This window comes from Sphingomonas sp. JC676, assembly GCF_014489075.1.
GTDB lineage: Bacteria > Pseudomonadota > Alphaproteobacteria > Sphingomonadales > Sphingomonadaceae > Sphingomonas.
On sequence record NZ_JACTGR010000003.1, the window covers coordinates 181,932 to 200,245 of the forward strand.

Genomic DNA, 18,314 nt, shown 5'->3' on the forward strand with positions numbered 1-18,314 from the left:
ACCCACAAGGACGCTTCGCGCCTCCGACAGGTGCAGTCGACCAACCCCTTGCTAACGGAAACCGGCTCGCGTGGCGCAAAGCGTCCGCGGGCGAGTTGCCAATGGATTCTCATCGCGACGCGATAAAAGGCTTCCAAAACGCAAATTTTTTGCGGGCGCGATAAGGGGCAGTCGAAACACGCGAACCTCTGCGCGCACATAAAAGGGTGGTACCCTTCGGGCCTATAGGACCGCCCTAGGAACGGCACCCAGCAGCAATCCAAAATCTCGGTGCACCGGCGCGACAGGGCGATTGCCGGCTCGGCTTACTCCTTCAGCAGTTCCCATGCTTCAACGACGAGCGCGGCACTGATCCGGGCGATGTTGTCGATCGAGACGTTGGTTTCGGCCCGCTCTACGGCTCCGATAAAGGTGCGATGGACCTGAGCCCGATCAGCCAGTTCCTCCTGGCTGATGTGCAGGCGCTTGCGCTGTTCGCGGACACGCAACGCGAAAACACGGCGAAGCTCGGATGTCGGGGCGGTCGGCACACCGCCATCGGTCGAACGATGATGCTTTTGACTCTACAGCTTATACCTAGCATTTCAGCTTTGATTGCGTCAGAAGCAGCCTTGCAAAATGGGGAGGCACAGGCTTGAAGCGCTCGACGAAGATTTGGATCGCCTTTGGTGCTTTCCTCCTGCTGGCGGCGATTGGATCCACTCTCCCTCATGGCCCCAAGCGGCAACTTACCGATCAGGAAATGATCGACGAGGCTGCAGCCCGGCTCGAGCTAGTTGACTACTGCAACAAGTACCCGACTGCGCTCCGCTGTCGTTAGTCGCGGACAACATGTGGCCAGGGTTGGCGACCTTCTGATTTCGCCAACGCTCGGCCGGTGCTCGCACATTTTGGCCCGCCATTCGCATCGTAACTAGGTTTCGATGTCCGCCGCTCGATACAGCGCGGCATTTTCTGTGCTTTTGGGGCGCTCCATTAATAAACACGGAGTTTACCCCTTGATTGCTCGCTTTTCATCTGCCGCCGCATCTGGGCTGCGTGTCTTTCCCGTAAGGCCGCGCAGCAAGATGCCCGCTCTGCCGTGGAAGCAGTTCCAAAACCGGGCACCGACCGAGGAAGAACTGCGGGCCTGGGATGGCAGTGACTTCAACATCGGGATCGTCACCGGTGCGCCGAGCGGCATCGCCGTGCTTGATCTCGATAGTCCGGAGGCCATTGCCCATGTGGAGAGCCTAGGACTGCCTCCCACCCCCACCGTGCGGACAGCCCGTGGCCTGCATCTGTACTTCCGCCTCTCGGTCGACGGCATCCGCAACTCGGTGAACGTCGGCGGGCGAAAGATGGACGTCCGCGGTGACGGCGGCTTCGTCGTAGGGGCGGGTTCGGTGCATGAGAGCGGCGCTGAATACCAATGGCTGATTTCGCCCACCGATGTCCCCTTCGCGGAGTTTCCGACCGTTCTGGCGCCGAAGCCGAAGGCGGCGTTGGTCTCATCAGCAACTGCGCGAGGTGTGCGCACCCCTGTCGAACCTGCGCCCAATGGCGTCGATCGTTACATGGCGCATGTCCTGGCAGGGGCGCTGAAGAAGTTGTCCGCAGCCGAGGAAGGCACTCGCAACGACACGCTATTCCGCGTAGCTGCAAGCGTTGCGCGCGACTGTGCTGGAGCCGGATCGGACTGGGGGATTTGTGCAGACGCCCTCGCGGAAGTTGCAGCTCAAATTGGGCTGGAGCCCATTGAGATCCAGCGCACACTCGAGAATGCACGCCAGGCTGGCGCACAGGAGCCCACTCGCTGGCTGCAGGTTGCCGCGGAGCATGTCTACCTGGGCGCACAGGACCAGTTCTTCCATCCAGCGAGCGGCAGCTATCTGAAGCGGGTCGGTTTCGACGGCCAGTTTGGCGACCTCTGCCCAGCCGAGAAGTCGTTTTCCGGCTTCCTGCTCAACAACGGTTTCATCCAGAAGGTGCACGACATCACCTACCGCCCACTCGAGCCGCAAGGCGTGATTGAGCGGGACGGCGTTGTCTGGCTCAACACGTTCAAGCCGTCGGATGTCGTCGCGGTGGAGGGGGACCCCTCTCCATTCGTGGACTTCGTCTCCCACCTAGTTCCCAATGAGGAAGAGCGCGATCATCTGCTCAAGATGATGGCGTATGTCGTCCGCAACCCCGGGCGTAAACTTGGACACGCCCTTCTGATGCGCACCCGCGAGCAGGGTGTCGGGAAGTCCATGTTGGCGTCGATTTGGTCTGCCCTGGTCGGCGAGCACAACGCACGGAAGACTACCTCGTCTGAGCTTGAGAGCGCGTATCAGGGCTTTCTGCCCGGTCACCTCCTCATCGTTTGTGAGGAGCTTAACGTCGGCAAGGGACACAAGATCTACAACGACTTGAAGGACCTCATCACCGGCGAGACGGCGCTTGTGAACGAGAAGTTTCTTCGCCAGCGGATCTGGCCGAACTACGCGACGTTCGTCTTCCTGACGAATCTCGATGTGCCCATTCTGATCGAGGACAAGGATCGCCGCTTCTTTTACATCGACTCCCCGGCGAGCCGGCGCGACCCGGGATACTATGCGGAATTTTCCGCTTGGTGGCGCAGCAACCTAGGCGTGATCCGGTATCACCTCGACCAAGTGGACTTGTTCGCCTTCGAGCCGTTCGCGCCACCACCCGTTACCGCGTCGAAGCTGCGCCTGGCCGAGAACAGCCGCTCGGAACTCACTCAGGATCTGGCACTCGCCATCAGTGATCGCGTGGGTGTGCTCGATCGAGATATCGTAACGCTTGACCAGGTGACCTATGAACTTGGCCACATCGCCCGCCTCAAGAGTCGTAAACAGCTCACCAAGGCGTTGCAGGAAGTCGGTGGGATCCCTCTGGGCCAGCAACGGACGGTCGGTAACGCGCGCGCCAGCGTGTGGGCAGTCCGTAACGGTGGCCTCTGGCCGTTTCTGACTCCGCAGGAACGGGCTGAAGAGTTTGGCCGCGCAACGGGGGCATTCGCGCAGTTCGATGCTCCGGGCATTGTCGTGGCTCATGCTGAGCACTGGGACGGCGACATGACCGGGCGCTTCGGAGCCATCCTCGTCGGCGAAATCCCCCTTCCCAATGAGAATACGCAAGGAGTGGAGGAAGACGACCCGTCTAACGTCTAACGTCTAGGTTGAAGTACAGCCCTCATCAATTCTTCGTGCATTGATGAGGTTTTTTAAAAAGTATTCTATGTAATTTGGAAAGATCCTAGACAGATAGACAAGTAGACGTACCATCTAAGATGGTTCTCAGATGAACTGTTCCCGGACTTTCGTGGCAGGGCTGTTGGTTGAATGGCCCGACCACACCGCAGACACTTGCGAGGAAGATTTCGCCGCTCGTTCTCGGAGGCAGTCGGGGCGAGGCGCATTGTGGAATTTCATCTCATAATCTGATTTCGAATGATTTTCCGGCGTGGATCTGTTGACCGCGGACTCAGCGGAACCTATTTCCCAGAGCGGACCGACCCAGCGCGCCAACGCCGAGCCGGCCCTAACCAACAACCGATCATGGAAGGATCGAGTCGATGGCTGTTGAGCCGCATAGCGCGCCGGATGGCGCGTGGAACACCCAATACGAAAACTACTTGAGCCTGACCCAGAAGCTGGACCAGGCCAAGGCGCACGAATGCGACGCGCTTGAGCGCGCGATCGCGGCGGCTCAGGATGACCTTCTCGACACTCCGTCGCCGAGCTTCACCGCGATCGCGCGGAAGCTCGAGATCCTGTTCGAGGGCGAAGTGGACGGCCTCGATCCCGACTCGGAAGCGAAGCGCCTGATCCTCGAGGATCTCACGAACCTGATCCAGGAGCAGAGCCTGCTCTTGGGCTGCCACCTCTCCGCATAAATCCAATAGATGCGCTTCCTGCTATCCGCCGCTCGCCGGCGGAGGGCGGGCGCGCGAGTCCGAAAGGTCAATCCATGCTCCCAGCCTATGCAATGCAGGAAATCGTCCGCCGTCTTTCGCCGGAACGCGCTCGCATGCTCGCCAAAAACCTCAAGTTTGAGATCGATCAGCCACTGCCCGAACTCGAGCCGCAGTTTTATGAACGCCTTGAGTTCAGTGGGAACCTTCAAATCGATCTGACGATCGTTGCGTTGGGTCAGAGCGCTTCAATGCCATGTCGGCTACATTGGACGGCGAACCTGACCACCGATGAGGACCAGGAAACGGGAGAGACGATCCGCGTCCTCGACCAGATGCAACAATCACTGTTTTGTCTAATCCCGACGGGTGAAAAAGACCCGGCGTTTGAGTGGGCGCCCATGTCCGTGCGTGTGCTGCCCGCGGCGGCCATCGCCCAGCTTGACGATCAGGTCGAGGAGCTGGCCCGAATGATGGAAGAGACTCGGAAATCGTAGGCATATCTAGGCTTCGATGCTCGTAGGACCTGTAGCCGCGCAAGTCCTGCGAATATCTGGCCCGCTCTTTGGAAACAACATGGAGCGTCAGATGCGAAACCTCCTCTACAATTCGGCTATCGGTGCGTCATTCTTCAACGCACGTGCAGACCTGCTGGTATCAGGTGGCGTCGGTCGCCCATGACGATCCACGCCGATCTAGCCGAAAGGCTGCGCAAGGCAGCTCGGAACGGCACTCGACTTCACCTCGAGCCTGCACATGTCAAGGCCCTGCTGTCACCAGGGATCTACGGCGTCATTTCCACTCTAGAAGCTGAAGAACTCAACGCCTTATGCGATCAGGACAATCAACTGGACGAAACAAGCAAGCTTCGAGCACGGCCCGACATCAGCTCGGGCCGTACTGGCTCTGGTATCGTGCCGACCGCGACGACTGGGCGATCTGTTGGCTCGATGGTCGAACAACGCGCCGCAGAAGCATTGGCATCGGAGGAGGCACTCCGGATCTGCCGCCGGAAGAAGCGCAGCACGAACTAGCGAAGCACTATCTGCAATCTCAGGCGGCTCCGACCGTCACGGTGTCTGATACTGTACGCTTACCAAGCGAAGTCCTTCTCGCCGATGTCACGAGGTTGTGGCTCAAGGCCCACGTCTCCCAGCTGGCAGCCGGCGATCGCTACGCTGACTCAGTGCTGATCCTTCAGAAGTTTTTTGACGAACGACGTGCGAAGGGCCTTCTCACAGGACCGCTCTGCATCAGAGCCGTCACACGCGATCTCGTGTCTGACTTTGTGGAGTGGCGCTCCGACCAAGGAATGAGCCCGGCGACGATTAGCCGCGATCTAGCTGCGCTTCGCGGCCCGCTCAACTGGGCTGTGAAGGAGCAGATTATCGCCTATGCCCCGCGCATCCCCGAGGTACGGGGGAAAAATCGCAGGCGCGAACTTGAGTACTGCCCAGAGCAGGTCGCTGCGATCCTGGATGCCGCATGGGCCACGCCAGAGCGCAGACATGTGCATCTCTACGCAATGATCCATCTGAGTACGCACGGCCGCTCGGAAGCGATCCTCGAACTAAACTCGGATCAGATCCGCGACGGTCGGATATACTTCAATGCGCCGGGCCGCGAGCAGACCCGCAAACGACGCTCGATCGTTCCGATCGCACCTACATTGGCGCCTTGGTTAGCCGACCGAGACGGCAAATTGATCCGCTATCGCGTGCCCACATCTGGGAAAACCAGGCGCGAGGGGGGGCCTGAATGGTTCGAGCGCGAAACCTCCGACATTGGACGCGCCTTCGAAGCGTGCCTAGTGAGCGCGCATCTCGCGAAGCCGCATCTCAATCTTGCTCAAAACGCCATTGATGGAGACGGCTCACTGATCCTACTTCCGGTTCGGAAGAAGCTTGGTGAGACAGAACCTCGACCAAAGCTAGTTGGGATCGGCACGCCCAACACCCTTCGCCATACGATCCACACCTGGCACCAGCGGCACGGCGTTCCGCAGGCGCAGATCGACGCTGCGGCAGGCCACACCAGCGAACGTGGTTCGGGCGCTAACTATACGCACCTACGCCCCGAATACCTCCGCGAGTTCATTGACTCGACAGAAGCGTTTTGGCGAGCCGTTGGAGAGCATACGGATGCGCACTTGCGATACCAGTGCGATACCAGGAGGCGGTCGCCACGCGAAGACGGATCGGCGCAGCTCGCCTAAAAGCGCGCATTTCTGCGGCTGGCGGCTGGTGGAGCTGAGGGGAATCGAACCCCTGACCTCTGCAGTGCGATTGCAGCGCTCTCCCATCTGAGCTACAGCCCCGCCACCGATCCCGGCGCGCCGGGAGGCGCACCCCTTAGCGAGACCGATGGAGCGATGCAACCGGCTTGCGCGCGCGTCGTCCAGTGGTTTTCCGATCGCGTCGAAACGCACGCGGATCGCTTGCAAATGTCGGAACTGATTGGCCGTCCGCTCGGTTGAATCCGCGGAAATCGGGCGCGCGGCCTTCGCCGCGCGCCGCCGCCAAACCAGGAGATTTGGAGATGGATGACCGCAACAGTCCCTATGGTCCGCGGGATAGCTTCAACAGCCGCAGCTCCGGCGATTATACCCAGGATTACGGCTCGGGCCGCGACTACAGCTATTCCAGCGCGCGCGAATATGCCGCCGCCGGCGAGCTCGGTTATGGCCGGAACCGCGGGTTTGGGCGCGATCGCTCGGCCTATGGCAGCGGGCGCGACTATCGCGACGAGTGGAATCGCAACCGCCCGGACCATCGCAGCGGCCCGCGCGCGGACTATGGCCAGGATCGCCAGCGCAGCTACGGTCCCGATCGGGACCGCGGCTATGACCAGGATCGCGGCTTTTTCGACCGCGCCGGCGACGAGGTCCGCTCCTGGTTCGGCGACGAGGAGGCCGAGCGCCGCCGCGAGCGCGACCAGCGCTATGACGAGGGGGTCGTCCGCAGCGGGCGCGGTGCGCATCCCGACGATCACTATTCCGCCTGGCGCCGCAGTCGCATCGCCGAGCTCGACCGCGACTATGACGAATATCGCCACGAGAATGCCCAGCGCTTCGAGAATGAATTCAACGCCTGGCGCAGCGACCGCCTGGGCCAGCGCGACAGCCTGAACCGGGTGCGCGAGCATATGGAGGTCCTCGGATCGGACGGCGAGCATGTCGGCACCGTCGACAAGGTCCGCGGCGACCGCATCCTCCTGACCAAAAGCGACAGCGACGCGGGCGGCCATCACCATTCGATCCCGTCGCGCTGGATCGCCTCGGTCGACGACAAGGTGAAGCTGCGCAAGACCGCCGACGAGGCCCAGGCGCACTGGAAGGACGAGGAGCGCTCGGGCGCATTGTTCGGATCGGAGCACGATGATCAGTCGTCGTGGCGGACCGATCACAACCTCAACCGGAGCTTCTCCGGCACCTATTGAGTTTAATCATAAAGAACGTGAGCAAACTGGGCCCCGGGGTTACCCCTCGCCGGGGCCCTTTTGTGTCACTTTGCGGCGAAGGCGAGCAGCGCCGCCTTGAACGCCTCGGGCTGGTCGAGCATCGCGAAATGGCCGCTGTCGCCGATGCCCTTGAAGCTGATGTTCGGCGTGCCGGCATATTCGGCCTTGTAGAACGCCAGCGTCGGCTCCTCGCCGCCCCGCGCCGCGGTCCAGGGCACGATCACAGTGATCGGCGTCGCGATCGATTTCATCTCTCCGCGCAGGTCGATCAGCATGTCCTCGTACATCGCCTGGCCGGCCACCCGCATGTCCGCCGCCGCGGACCAGGCCGCGACCTGCGTCTGCGATTCCGGCTTCAATGCGTTGCGCTGGGCGATTGCCTGCCCCACCGCTGCCGGAAATGGCTTGCCGTACAGGCCCGCCATCTGCGCTCGCGCGCCCTCGGCGAAGGGCTTGATCGTCTCCGCCGTCGATCCCGGCACGAACGCGCTGCCGACAAAGGGAAGCGCGTCGACGATCAGCGCCTTGCCGACATCGCCGGGATGCGCTTTGGCGAGCATCAGCGCCGCCAGCCCGCCCATCGAATGGCCGACCACCGCCGCACCCTGCAGCTTGTGATCAACGATCAGCTTGTGCAGCTCGTCGATCATCCCCGGCAGGATCCCCGGCTGCAGATTGCCGCGCGGATCCTCGCCGCCGAAACCATTGACCTGTACCAGATAGACGGTGTGGTTCTTCGCCAGGTCGGGCGCGACGCCGTCCCACACCGCGCGGGGGCTCGAGAGGCCGGGGATCAGGATTACCGGGCTGCCCTTGCCCATCACCTGCACCGAGATGTGCTCCATCTGAATGGCGGGCGAGGCGGCGACGGCAGGCGCCGTCTGCGCATGGGCGTGGGTCGCGGAGCCGATAGCGGCGCAGAGGGCAACGGCGATGGCGATCCACCGAAGCGGCGTGTCGCGGCAATCGGCGAAGGGAAGCAGGCGACGGATCATTGCAAATTCTCCTTGGACGGGTTCATGAAAATGGCTTCGATTGGCATGTCGAATAGGTCGGCGATCTTGAAGGCGAGCGGCAGCGACGGGTCGTAGCGGCCGGTCTCGATCGCGTTCACGCTCTGGCGCGAGACTTCGAGGCGTTCGGCCAGGTCCTGCTGGCTCCAGGCGCGCTCGGCACGCAGCACTCTCAGGCGGTTGTTCATTCCCCGCCTCCCCGCGTACGCGCCGAATACCAAGTCTGGGTGAAGCCCATCCCCATGCACCATAGGATATAGGCCCAATAGGCCGGCATGTGCGGTAGCTGGCCGGCTTCCTCGAGAAAGCCCCAGACGGTGGTTATGACGAGCATGAACCCCGTGCCTCCCAGCGACGCGATCGCCAGCCGGTGGCGCAGATACTCGTCCTTCTCCTCGATGAAATAGAGACCCATCACCGCGATCGAGACGACCAGCGCGAGCGCCGGCAGCAGCGCCAGCACGATCAGCGTCACGCCTTGCGGGTGGTAATGATTGTCGATCCAGTTCGTGCCGAGGATCAGCACCACATAAGCGAGCATCGTCGGAATGAAGCGCTTCGTGTAGCGCTGGCCCGCAGCGGTATGGCTCCACTGTCCTTGCATCATGTCAAGCTCCCTTTCGAATCAGTAAAGGGAGCTTTACGTGCGTCGCGCGGTTATGTCAACTCTACTTTCCACAAAGAAAAGCGAGCCATACTAAACGTCGGCCTCGCTTTCCTTAGATGGGGTTAATTGCCGAGCCGCGTCGACCTCAGGATCTGTGATGATCGGCGCGCGCCGATTGGCTTCAACCTATACCGGCCGACCAGGCCGGTAGGCTCGCCTCCTCGTGCTGCGATCCTGCTGCGATGGATGCTCAAGCCGGGCGCGCCTGATCCGCAGACCGATGAACAGCACTGTCGGCCAGAACACGGTGTTGACCACATCGCTGAACGTGTCCGGCATCCACTGCCCGTGATTGACGCGATCGAGTATCTCGTTCGCCAGTTCGGCCAGATAGACGCAGCCGAGCGGAATGGGTGTTGCGAGCGAGCGGCGGCTGACGACGCGCGCGACGAACAGCACCGCCATGCCGGCATGGATGTGGAGGACCGTGTCCGGAGCGCCGGTCCCGTCGCCCACCCAATGGATCAGGCGACCATATAGCTCGATTGGATTCATTCGGTGCCCTTAGCGCATAATCTCCCAACCTCGCCAGAACACGCTATCGGCTCACCCGCTTCGATCCATCGCGTTGCCGATTCCCTCCACTGATCGCAACACGAGCAATATCATCCGCCGCGCCCACTTTTCTCTGCGCCGCGGGGGGCGGGCTGGTTGTCGACACGCCAACCGTCGAACGTGCGGATCATGGGTGTGCCGCAGCCGACGCATTGCGAGCGGAAGCTCGTGCCGTCGCTATGGGCAAGCCTGCTGTTTCGAAGGTGCTTGCCGCGCACGCATCCCAGAAGCTGAAATATTTTCACGCATCCCCCACACGCCGTGAGTCGGCGTTGACGTCATGGTGGCGGCGCTTGAAGACAATCCCATTATCACGGGGCAATGTTTGCGAATAAATGCAGACGCAGCCTAACTGCCGAGCCGCTCCAGCATGTCCTGGGCGAGCAGGCTCAGCGTATCGTCGCGCGCGCCCATCACCACGATCCGATCGCCGGCACGCGCCTCGGCCACAAGATGCGCGGCGGCGGCGGCGCGTTCGGGGATATGCAGTGCGCTCCGTCCGGTCGCCGCGATATCCGCGACGATATCGGCGCTGGTCACCTCGCGCGTCACCGTGCCGCCCTGATAGACCGGATCGGGCAGCACCAGCAGATCGTCGACCCCAAGCTTCTCGGCGAACATCGCGACCAGCTCGCGCCGCATCACCCTGAGCGGGCCATAACCGTGCGGCTGGAACAGCAGCAGCAACCGGCCCGGAAAGGCGTGGAGCGTGTCGAGCGTCGCCGCGATCTTGTCCGGATTGTGCCCGAAATCGTCGATCACCGCGACACCGCCGGCGTCGCCGACCAGCTCGAAACGCCGCTTGAGCCCCTCAAACCCTTCGATCGCGCGCGCCGCATCCTCGATCGTCACGCCCGCCGCCTTTGCCGCGCCGATTGCTGCAAGCGCATTGGAGACATTGTGCCGCCCGGGCACCCTGAGCGTTACGCGGTGCCGCGCCCCGCCGCGCTCGACCAGGTCGAACGCCGCGCCGAAGCGCCGCGCCTCGATATTTTCCGCCGCTAGGTTCGCGTCACGCTCGATCGCGAAGGTCAGCAGCCGCTCGGCCGGCAGCGTCATCGCCAGCGCCGCGCCTTCGCCATTGTCGAGATTGACCACCGCGGTTGCCGCCTTGGCGATGAACCCGCCGAACAGGTCGCGCAGCTCCTCGAGCGACTTGTGATCGAGGCTGACATTGTTGAGCACCGCGACCTTGGGCCAATAGAGCGCGATCGAGCCGTCGCTCTCGTCGACTTCGCTGACGAACGCATCGCCCTCGCCCACCAGCGCGCTCGCGAACGGCGTGTCGGGCGTGGCGAAATTCTTCATCACCGCGCCGTTCATCACCGTCGGATCGCGGCCGAGCGCATGGAGGATCCAGCCGATCATGCCGGTCACGGTCGATTTGCCGCTGGTCCCGGCCACCCCAACCGACAGCGGCGCCGCGTTGAACAGGCCGGCGAGAAGCTCGGCCCGGCTCATCCGCTCGCTGCCCAGTTCGGCCGCCTTCATCATGTCCGGCACGGTCAATTCGATCGCCGCGGAGGCGACCACGATCTGCTCGGGCGCGACGATCCCGCTGCCGTCCTGCGGGAACAGCGCGACCCCCATCCGCTTGAGATAGTCGAACTTGGCCGGTAGCCGCCCCGAATCGAGGCTGCGGTCCGATCCGGCGACGGTGGCGCCCTGCCCCGCCAGGATCATTGCCAGGGGCATCATGCCCGATCCGCCGATGCCGACGAAGAAGTAGGGTTTGCGGTGATGCATGGCCCCGCGCTATCGGCAATTCACGGTCAAGGGGCAAGTGTATGCGGATTGGAGTGGTGGCACCGGCACGAACGGTCAGCAGGGAGTCCGCGCTGCGGCTCTCGGCGTTCATGGCGCTCACCTATCCCGACCATGAGATCGTGTTCCATCCGCAATGCTTCATGGAGCTCGGCCATTTCGCCGGCCCCGACGAAGTCCGCGCCCGGGCATTCCTCGAATTCGCCAACGATCCCGGCTTCGACGCGATCTGGTTCGCGCGCGGCGGCTATGGCTCGAATCGCATCCTCGAGCACGTCATGCCCCAGCTCAACGTCTCGGCCGGGCACAAGACCTATATCGGCTTCTCCGACATGGGCTTCATGCTCGGCGCGCTCTATGCGCGGCGGATCGGGCGCCAGGCGCACGGATCGATGGCGTCGAGCCTGGGCAAGAACGACAAGGGCGATGCGGCCGGCTGGGTGCTCGGCTGGCTGATCGACGGCGACAAGCGCGGGCTGGAGCCCAGCCTGGCCGACGGCCGCCCCGCCGCTGCCTTCAACCTCTCGATCCTCGATGCGATCATCGGCACCAAATGGCTGCCCGACCTCACCGACCACGTGCTGATGATCGAGGAGGTCGACGAGCCACTCTATCGGATCGATCGCATGCTCTTCAACATGGCGCATGCGACCCAGCTCAAGGGCATCGCCGGGGTGCGCCTGGGCGCGGTCACCTCGGTGGTCGATAATGGCGAGAAGGACGGCAATTATGGTTTCGGCGAGACGATCGACCAGATGATCGTCCGCTGGTGCCGCGAGATGGGGGTGCCTTATCTCGGCCGCGCCGAGATCGGGCATATAGAGTTGAACAAGGTCGTGCCGTTCGGAGTCGGGTGATGCCCGATGCCGCCGCACTCCGCACCCGCTTCGGCGCTGTTTCGCTGTTCACGCAGCCCTCGCCGATCGAACGGCTGGAACGGCTGGAACAGGCGCTCGGCACCCGGGTGCGCATCCATGTGAAGCGCGACGATATCGCCGGCATCGGCGGCGGCGGCAACAAGCTGCGGAAACTCGAATTCCTGCTCGGCGACGCGATAGCCCAGGGCTGCGACACCTTCGTCACGACGGGCGGCATCCAGTCCAACCATGCCCGCCTTAGCGCCGCCGCGTCGGCACGCATGGGCCTCGCCTGCGAGCTGGTGCTCGCCGATCTCGTCCCCCGCCACGACCCGGACTATCGCACCAACGGCAATGTCCTGCTCGACGGGCTGTTCGGCGCGAAGGTCCATCTGGTTTCGGGTGACACCGATGCGTTCGCCACCGCGCATGCCCGCGCCGACCAGCTCCGCGCGGAAGGCAAGCGCCCCTATGTCGTCGGCGCGGGCGGCTCCTCGCCAGTCGGAGCGCTTGGTTATGCCGCCTGCGCCTGGGAGATCCTCGGACAGGAACGCGCGCTCGGCGTCTGCTTTGCCCGCATCCTGATCCCCAATGGCAGCGCCGGCACCCATGCCGGCCTCGCCGCGGGCATGGCGGCCGCCGGCGAAGATCCGGCGCGCGTCAAATCCTTCACCGTGCTCGCCACCACCGAAGCGGCACACCCCGCCACCGTCGCCCTCGCGCGCGCCGTGCTCGAACAAGGCGGCCTCGAAGGCAGCCTCGACGACGCTGCGATCCGTATCGACGGCAGCCAGCGCGGTCCCGGCTACGGCATCCCCACCGATGCGATGCTCGAAGCCGTCCGCCTGCTCGCCCGCACCGAAGGGCTGCTGCTCGACCCGGTCTATAGCGGCAAGGCGTTCGCCGGCCTGATCGCCGCGATCCGCGCGGGCGAATATGCCCCGGGCGAGTCGGTGCTCTACGTCATGACCGGCGGGGTGCCGGGCCTGTTCGCCTATCGCGAGGCGTTCTAGCCCGCGTTCACCCCCGCGTCGGATCGATCAGATATTTCTCGCCGGTCGCCTTGCGCTCATAGGCGCGCAGCACTTCGGGATCGAGCGCCTCGGCCAGGCCGATCGTGTGGCTATAATGGCTGGCGAAGGTCGTGGTCAGCGCATCGGCCACGCGCTGGCGAAGCCGCATTGCGGTTTCCTGCCCGGCCTTCATCAGGAACGGCGTCAGCAGCCAGCCCGATACGCTCCATTGGAAGCCGAAGGCGAGCCGGTTGAGCGACGTCGGCGCGAGATCCAGCGCGCCATAGATATAGAGCTGCTTGAAGCTGTTCGAGCCGTAGCGGCTATATTCGGTCATGCTGCGGGCCGCGCCCTGCTCCATCGCCTGCATGATGTCGCTGCCCAGCGATCCGCCGCCGATCGCGTCGAAGGCGATCGTCGCGCCGGTCTCGGCGATCGCGTCCACCAGCTTCGCCCGGAAATCCGGGTCGCGGCTGTTCAGGACGTGCGTCGCCCCGATCGCGCGCAGGATCGCCGCCTGCTCGTCGGAGCGCACAACGTTCACCAACGGTACGCCGTCCTCCAGGCAGAGCTTCTGGAGCATCTGGCCCAGATTCGAGGCGGCGGCGGTGTGGACGATCGCCTTGTGCCCCTCGGTCCGCATCGTCTCGACAAAGCCAAGTGCGGTCAGCGGATTGACGAACATCGACGCGCCGTCCACCGCGCTCGCGCCCTCGGGCAACAGCACGACGTCGCGCGCCTTGAGCTTGCGATAGTCGGCATACATCGCGCCGCCGATCATGCCCACGCGCCGACCCAGCAGCGCCGCGGCGTCCGGCCCCGCCGCGATCACCGTGCCCGCGCCCTCATTGCCGACCGGCAGCGACTGGCCGAGCCGTCCCCTCACCGCGGCAAGGCGCGCCGCCGGCACGTCGAAGGTCAGGATCGGCCGCTCGCTGGTGCCGCTCGCGCGGAGCGACGCGACATCGGCCGGGCCGAGCAGCAGCCCCAGGTCGCTCGGATTGATCGGCGCGGCTTCCACCCGCACGATCACCTCGTCGGCGGCCGGATCGCCGAGCGTGACATCCTCGAGCGTAAGCACGAGCGCCCCGTCCTCGCGCACCATCGATCGCAATTCCCGCCCGCTCACCATCCTCGCCTCCATCGTCATTTTGACCTGCAGGGATGGAACGCAGGGGTCGGCGGGTCAATCGCTCTCGACCAGCTCGACAATGTCGAAATCATAGCACTCCCAGCCGCGCTGACCGGCGGCATCGGCCGCGGCCGTCTTCTTCTTTCGCGCCTCGGCGAGCGACTTGGTGTGGCCCCAGAACACCTCGGTCCGCCCGCCGCCGAGATGCGCGACGATCCGCCAGTAATGGGTGAAAGCCGTCGAGGTCGGCCCGATCGTCTTGACGTAACCGTCGGGCAGGGTCGCGGTGAGGAAGCGCTTCTTCTTCGCCATCGTCTCAGCCTCCCGCCGGCCTGCACCAGAGATGGTACATCCCCGCAAAGAGCAGCGGATGCTCGGCTTCCACCGCATCCCAGGCATCGAGATCGAGTGGATCGCCGCGAAACAACGCCACGGCGTCGCTCGGCGCATCGAACCGCGCCAGTTCCAGCCCCGCGTCGCGCAGCATCGCCGCGATCTGTGGCAAGCGATACCAATGCTCGTGCGCGTGGAAGCACAGGTCGCGGCATCCGCTCAGCGTGTAGAAATCGTCGCTTTCGCGAAGCCGCGCCAGCGGCGCCTCCGCCGGAAGCGCCAGCACATGCGCTCGGAACGCGCGGATGCCCTCCGCCGTCGCCTGCCAGCTTCGCTCGGCGATCAGCTGATGCGCCGTGCGCACCCATTCGCGCGCGCGTTCGCTGTAGAGCGCGATCCGCAGGATACCGCCCGGCTTGAGCACGCCCGCGAGCGCCGCCAGCCCCTCCTCCGGCCGCGCCATATGGTGCAACACGCCGGTGCTGCTCACCAGGTCGAACGCCTTGCCCAGCTCCGCCACGTCGAGAATATCGCCCTGGACGAAGCGCACATTGGCGACGTCCAGCATCTCCGCCATCCGCCGCCCATAGGCCAGGCTCGCCCGGCTCAGATCGAGCGCGGTGATCGACAGCGAAGGATCGGTCCGCGCCAGGTCGATCGGCTCGTACCCGGTCCCGCATCCCGCGATCAGCACTTCGGCCGGATCGTCGGGCCTGCCGCCCAGGCCGCGCAGCAATTCGCGCACCGCTGCCGCCCGTGGCGCGGGCGGCGCCCGCCAGCGCGGATAGGGATTGACCTCATATTGCGCGCGCACCGCGGCCGAGACGCCGTCCCGTTCGTCCCCGATGCCCGGCAGCGTCTGCGCCAGCGCATGTTCTGCGGTCAGTTCGGCTGCGGTGCGCTCCGACAGCCCCAGCCACTCGCCGCCCCAGATATATTCGCTGGCAAAGGCCTGCTCCGCCAGGGCCTCGCGCAGCACGCCGGGCGCCTCCGCCACGCGCGCCAGCCGCGCCTCCATCTCCGGATCCACATTGATGCAGCGAGTCAGAAAGGCTCGCCAGAGCGGATCGTCTCGCACCGGCGTTGCCGCGTCCGGAAATTTGAGCAGCAGCAGCCGCGCCGTCACCCGCGCCAGCACCTGCGAATCGACGCTGTCCGCCGCCAGGCACACGCGCAGGTCGCTGTCGAGCTTGGCGAAATAGCCCTTGGGCCGGATCTGCGAGACCAGCGCGGCATAGGGCGCCGCCGCAGCCCCCGGTGCCAAATCGAGCGCGCGGCTCAGCGCCTGCAGCGCCCGCCCGTCGTCACCCGCCCGGGCAAGCCGCCGCGCATGCCCGATCAGCCGCTCCGCCTCGCCGTTCAAGCCGGGGACCGTCCGATAGGCGCCGGCACGCCTTTGCATGGCAGGATTGCAGTGACGCGATATGCAATGGTCATACGGCTTGCCTATATTATGCGTGCGAAGGCATAAGCCGCGCTCTTCCAAGTCCAAACCAGAAAGTCTGATCCCGTGTCCGAGATGTTCCGCATTACGCTGCCCGACGGTTCCGTCCGTGAGGTAGCCCCGGGGACTACCCCGGCGGACGTCGCCGCGGCGATCGGTCCGGGCCTGGCCAAGGCAGCGCTGGCCGCGCGAATCAACGGCGAAGTGCGCGACATCATGCGCCCGTTCGAAGGCGACACACAGCTCGCGCTGATCACGTCGAGGGACGAGGCCGACGCGCTCGAGCTCGTGCGCCACGATTACGCGCATATCCTCGCCGAGGCGGTGCAGAACCTGTTCCCCAGCACGCAGATCACCTTCGGCCCATCGACCGATGACGGCTTCTATTACGACTTCGCGCCGAAGGACCGGCCCTTCACCGAGGAAGACCTCCCGGCGATCGAAGCGGAGATGCGCAGGATCATCGCCGCCAACGAGCCGCTAATCCGCGAAGTTTGGAGCCGTGAGGACCTGATTTCGCGCTGGAAGGCGCAGGGCGAGAGCTTCAAGGCCGAATGGGCCGCCGAGCTTCCCGAAGGCGAGGAGCTGACCGTCTATCGCGCCGGCAAAGGCGACGACGCATGGCTCGACATGTGCCGCGGGCCGCACCTTGCCTCCACCGGCAAGGTCGATCCCAACGCCTTCAAGCTGACGCGCGTCTCGGGCGCCTATTGGCGCGGCGACCAGAACAACCCGCAGCTCTCGCGCATCTACGGCACGGGCTGGCTCAACAAGAAGCAGCTCGACGAGCATCTCGTCCGTCTCGAGGAAGCCGCCAAGCGCGATCACCGCAAGATCGGCCAGGAGATGGACCTGTTCCACCTCCAGTCCGAGGCGCAGGGCTCGGTCTTCTGGCATCCCAAGGGCTTCATCCTGTGGCGCCAGCTCGAGGCCTATATGCGCCGCCGGCTCGACGCCGCGGGCTATCAGGAAGTGAAGACGCCGCAGCTCATGGACGCGCGCCAATGGGAGCAGTCCGGCCATTGGGGCAAGTATCGCGAGAACATGTTCGTCGTGCCCGACGAGATTCCGGGCACCGAGGAGGAAGGGCCGATCCTGTCGGGCAAGAGCGACCTGATGGCGCTCAAGCCGATGAACTGCCCCGCGCACGTCCTGATCTTCCGCCAGGGCATCAAGTCGTATCGCGACCTGCCGATCCGCATGGCCGAGTTCGGCTGCTGTCATCGCAACGAGCCGCACGGCGCGCTGCACGGCATCATGCGCGTCCGCCAGTTCACCCAGGACGACGCGCATATCTTCGTGCGCGAGGACCAGCTGATCGAGGAGGTCCGCCAGTTCTGCGACCTACTCGACACGGTCTACAGGGATCTCGGCTTCGACAAATATGCGATCAAGCTCGCGCTGCGCCCCGATAATCGCTTCGGCTCCGACGAAATGTGGGACCAGGCCGAGCAGTATCTGCGCGACGCCGTGAAGGCCGCCGGACGCGACACCGAGGAATATGGCTGGGAGGAACTCCCCGGCGAAGGCGCCTTCTATGCGCCCAAGCTCGAGTTCCACCTCAAGGACGCGATCGGCCGCACCTGGCAGGTCGGCACGATCCAGGCCGACGAGGTCCTGCCCGATCGCCTGGATGCAAGCTATGTGGGCGAAGACGGCAACCGCCACCGCCCGGTGATGCTCCACCGCGCGATCCTCGGCACGTTCGAGCGCTTCATCGGCATCCTGATCGAGCATCACGCGGGCCGCTTCCCGCTCTGGCTCTCGCCGGTGCAGGCGGTGGTTGCGACGATCGTCTCGGACGCGGACGATTATGCCGAGCAAGTCGCCACGAAGCTGAAGGCGGCGGGCCTGCGCGTCGAGACCGATCTTCGCAACGAGAAGATCAACTACAAGGTCCGCGAGCATTCGGTGGCCAAGGTCCCCAATTTGCTCGTCGTCGGCAAGCGCGAGGCCGATGAGGGCACCGTCGCGCTCCGCGTCCTGGGCAGCCAGGGCCAGCAGATGCTGACCCTCGACGAGGCGGTGGCGAAGCTCGTGGCCGAGGCAACCCCGCCCGATCTGCGCTGACCGATCTCCCGCGGACTTTCACCAGTCCGCGGGCAGGACTCCGCAGTCCGCGGCCACCAATCCCGACGGATGGCCCTATCCGCTCGTCCATTTGCGCTATAGG

At 64.4% G+C, this 18,314-nt stretch carries 18 protein-coding genes and 1 tRNA gene; 9 read left to right on the forward strand and 10 right to left on the reverse strand.

Translation table 11 applies throughout. The annotated features are described in order from the left end of the window. Nucleotides 1-305 precede the first annotated feature (305 nt). Entirely contained in the window at nt 306-530 is a 225-nt protein-coding gene (locus IAG41_RS11460; protein WP_187728779.1) for a helix-turn-helix domain-containing protein, read from the reverse strand. Nucleotides 531-923: 393 nt separating this feature from the next. Between IAG41_RS11460 and IAG41_RS11465 the strand changes: the two genes are divergently transcribed. The 5 genes from IAG41_RS11465 to IAG41_RS11485 all read left to right on the forward strand — a co-directional run bounded on the left by IAG41_RS11465 (nt 924) and on the right by IAG41_RS11485 (nt 6,119). Continuing rightward, the gene (locus tag IAG41_RS11465; RefSeq protein WP_187728780.1) at nt 924-3,161 is read left to right on the forward strand and encodes a bifunctional DNA primase/polymerase; all 2,238 of its coding nucleotides are present in this window, start codon (nt 924-926) and stop codon (nt 3,159-3,161) included. A 404-nt stretch (nt 3,162-3,565) separates the two neighbouring features. Continuing rightward, nucleotides 3,566-3,886, forward strand: coding sequence for a hypothetical protein (locus IAG41_RS11470; RefSeq protein WP_187728781.1), 321 nt, complete (start codon nt 3,566-3,568; stop codon nt 3,884-3,886). 92 nt (nt 3,887-3,978) lie between these two features. Then, on the forward strand, nt 3,979-4,401 hold the full coding sequence (locus IAG41_RS11475; RefSeq protein WP_222950661.1) for a hypothetical protein: 423 nt from the start codon (nt 3,979-3,981) through the stop codon (nt 4,399-4,401). 180 nt (nt 4,402-4,581) lie between these two features. Further along, nucleotides 4,582-4,938 carry a hypothetical protein gene (locus tag IAG41_RS11480; RefSeq protein ID WP_187728783.1) on the forward strand — a complete coding sequence of 119 codons (357 nt, stop codon included), beginning with the start codon at nt 4,582-4,584 and terminating at the stop codon, nt 4,936-4,938. A gap of 152 nt (nt 4,939-5,090) precedes the next feature. Further along, on the forward strand, nt 5,091-6,119 hold the full coding sequence (locus tag IAG41_RS11485; RefSeq protein ID WP_187728784.1) for a tyrosine-type recombinase/integrase: 1,029 nt from the start codon (nt 5,091-5,093) through the stop codon (nt 6,117-6,119). A gap of 26 nt (nt 6,120-6,145) precedes the next feature. On the opposite strand, the gene IAG41_RS11490 is transcribed toward IAG41_RS11485, so the two are convergent. Then, nucleotides 6,146-6,221 (reverse strand) — tRNA-Ala (locus tag IAG41_RS11490). A gap of 221 nt (nt 6,222-6,442) precedes the next feature. On the opposite strand from IAG41_RS11490, the gene IAG41_RS11495 reads away from it, so the two are divergent. Then, the gene (locus IAG41_RS11495) at nt 6,443-7,342 is read left to right on the forward strand and encodes a DUF2171 domain-containing protein (RefSeq protein WP_187728785.1); all 900 of its coding nucleotides are present in this window, start codon (nt 6,443-6,445) and stop codon (nt 7,340-7,342) included. A 65-nt stretch (nt 7,343-7,407) separates the two neighbouring features. Here IAG41_RS11495 and IAG41_RS11500 read toward each other — a convergent pair whose 3' ends face one another. The 5 genes from IAG41_RS11500 to IAG41_RS11520 all read right to left on the reverse strand — a co-directional run bounded on the left by IAG41_RS11500 (nt 7,408) and on the right by IAG41_RS11520 (nt 11,344). Further along, a complete protein-coding gene (locus IAG41_RS11500; protein ID WP_262408623.1) occupies nt 7,408-8,358 on the reverse strand; it encodes an alpha/beta fold hydrolase in 951 nt (316 codons plus the stop codon). Further along, complete coding sequence (locus IAG41_RS11505) at nt 8,355-8,564, reverse strand: helix-turn-helix transcriptional regulator (RefSeq protein WP_187728786.1); 210 nt, start codon at nt 8,562-8,564, stop codon at nt 8,355-8,357. Before IAG41_RS11505 ends, IAG41_RS11500 begins: the two co-directional genes overlap by 4 nt. Then, entirely contained in the window at nt 8,561-8,983 is a 423-nt protein-coding gene (locus IAG41_RS11510; RefSeq protein WP_187728787.1) for a hypothetical protein, read from the reverse strand. The genes IAG41_RS11505 and IAG41_RS11510 overlap by 4 nt, the downstream gene beginning before the upstream one ends. A 186-nt stretch (nt 8,984-9,169) precedes the next feature. Further along, a complete protein-coding gene (locus tag IAG41_RS11515; RefSeq protein WP_187728788.1) occupies nt 9,170-9,538 on the reverse strand; it encodes a hypothetical protein in 369 nt (122 codons plus the stop codon). Nucleotides 9,539-9,946: 408 nt separating this feature from the next. Next, nucleotides 9,947-11,344, reverse strand: a complete 1,398-nt coding sequence (locus IAG41_RS11520) for a glutamate ligase domain-containing protein (RefSeq protein WP_187728789.1) — start codon at nt 11,342-11,344, stop codon at nt 9,947-9,949. Between the two features lie 41 nt (nt 11,345-11,385). Here IAG41_RS11520 and IAG41_RS11525 point away from each other — a divergent pair, with 41 nt between their 5' ends. Both IAG41_RS11525 and IAG41_RS11530 read left to right on the forward strand, forming a co-directional pair. Continuing rightward, nucleotides 11,386-12,219 (forward strand): LD-carboxypeptidase, encoded by an 834-nt coding sequence (locus IAG41_RS11525; protein WP_187728790.1) that lies wholly within the window; start codon nt 11,386-11,388, stop codon nt 12,217-12,219. Beyond that, entirely contained in the window at nt 12,219-13,232 is a 1,014-nt protein-coding gene (locus tag IAG41_RS11530) for a D-cysteine desulfhydrase family protein (RefSeq protein ID WP_187728791.1), read from the forward strand. Before IAG41_RS11525 ends, IAG41_RS11530 begins: the two co-directional genes overlap by 1 nt. Before the next feature lie 7 nt (nt 13,233-13,239). Here IAG41_RS11530 and IAG41_RS11535 read toward each other — a convergent pair whose 3' ends face one another. Genes IAG41_RS11535 through IAG41_RS11545 form a run of 3 tightly spaced genes read right to left on the reverse strand, consistent with a single transcriptional unit; the run spans nt 13,240 to nt 16,099 of the window. Then, a complete protein-coding gene (locus tag IAG41_RS11535; protein ID WP_187728792.1) occupies nt 13,240-14,364 on the reverse strand; it encodes a zinc-binding dehydrogenase in 1,125 nt (374 codons plus the stop codon). 54 nt (nt 14,365-14,418) lie between these two features. Continuing rightward, nucleotides 14,419-14,676 (reverse strand): hypothetical protein, encoded by a 258-nt coding sequence (locus IAG41_RS11540; RefSeq protein WP_187728793.1) that lies wholly within the window; start codon nt 14,674-14,676, stop codon nt 14,419-14,421. Nucleotides 14,677-14,680: 4 nt separating this feature from the next. After that, the gene (locus tag IAG41_RS11545; protein ID WP_187728794.1) at nt 14,681-16,099 is read right to left on the reverse strand and encodes a class I SAM-dependent methyltransferase; all 1,419 of its coding nucleotides are present in this window, start codon (nt 16,097-16,099) and stop codon (nt 14,681-14,683) included. A gap of 108 nt (nt 16,100-16,207) precedes the next feature. On the opposite strand from IAG41_RS11545, the gene thrS reads away from it, so the two are divergent. Then, nucleotides 16,208-18,211 (forward strand): threonine--tRNA ligase, encoded by a 2,004-nt coding sequence (thrS, locus tag IAG41_RS11550; protein ID WP_187728795.1) that lies wholly within the window; start codon nt 16,208-16,210, stop codon nt 18,209-18,211. Nucleotides 18,212-18,314 lie beyond the last annotated feature (103 nt).

Excerpts from the sequence above, each read along its gene's own strand:
- IAG41_RS11495 (WP_187728785.1), top strand. The coding sequence starts at position 6,443 with ATGGATGACCGCAACAGTCCCTATGGTCCGCGGGATAGCTTCAACAGC.
- IAG41_RS11535 (WP_187728792.1), bottom strand. The coding sequence starts at position 14,364 with ATGGTGAGCGGGCGGGAATTGCGATCGATGGTGCGCGAGGACGGGGCG.
- IAG41_RS11545 (WP_187728794.1), bottom strand. The coding sequence starts at position 16,099 with ATGCAAAGGCGTGCCGGCGCCTATCGGACGGTCCCCGGCTTGAACGGC.
- IAG41_RS11500 (WP_262408623.1), bottom strand. The coding sequence starts at position 8,358 with ATGATCCGTCGCCTGCTTCCCTTCGCCGATTGCCGCGACACGCCGCTT.
- IAG41_RS11505 (WP_187728786.1), bottom strand. The coding sequence starts at position 8,564 with ATGAACAACCGCCTGAGAGTGCTGCGTGCCGAGCGCGCCTGGAGCCAG.
- IAG41_RS11515 (WP_187728788.1), bottom strand. The coding sequence starts at position 9,538 with ATGAATCCAATCGAGCTATATGGTCGCCTGATCCATTGGGTGGGCGAC.
- IAG41_RS11530 (WP_187728791.1), top strand. The coding sequence starts at position 12,219 with ATGCCCGATGCCGCCGCACTCCGCACCCGCTTCGGCGCTGTTTCGCTG.
- IAG41_RS11465 (WP_187728780.1), top strand. The coding sequence starts at position 924 with ATGTCCGCCGCTCGATACAGCGCGGCATTTTCTGTGCTTTTGGGGCGC.
- IAG41_RS11475 (WP_222950661.1), top strand. The coding sequence starts at position 3,979 with ATGCAGGAAATCGTCCGCCGTCTTTCGCCGGAACGCGCTCGCATGCTC.
- IAG41_RS11510 (WP_187728787.1), bottom strand. The coding sequence starts at position 8,983 with ATGATGCAAGGACAGTGGAGCCATACCGCTGCGGGCCAGCGCTACACG.
- IAG41_RS11525 (WP_187728790.1), top strand. The coding sequence starts at position 11,386 with ATGCGGATTGGAGTGGTGGCACCGGCACGAACGGTCAGCAGGGAGTCC.
- IAG41_RS11520 (WP_187728789.1), bottom strand. The coding sequence starts at position 11,344 with ATGCATCACCGCAAACCCTACTTCTTCGTCGGCATCGGCGGATCGGGC.
- IAG41_RS11480 (WP_187728783.1), top strand. The coding sequence starts at position 4,582 with ATGACGATCCACGCCGATCTAGCCGAAAGGCTGCGCAAGGCAGCTCGG.
- IAG41_RS11540 (WP_187728793.1), bottom strand. The coding sequence starts at position 14,676 with ATGGCGAAGAAGAAGCGCTTCCTCACCGCGACCCTGCCCGACGGTTAC.
- IAG41_RS11470 (WP_187728781.1), top strand. The coding sequence starts at position 3,566 with ATGGCTGTTGAGCCGCATAGCGCGCCGGATGGCGCGTGGAACACCCAA.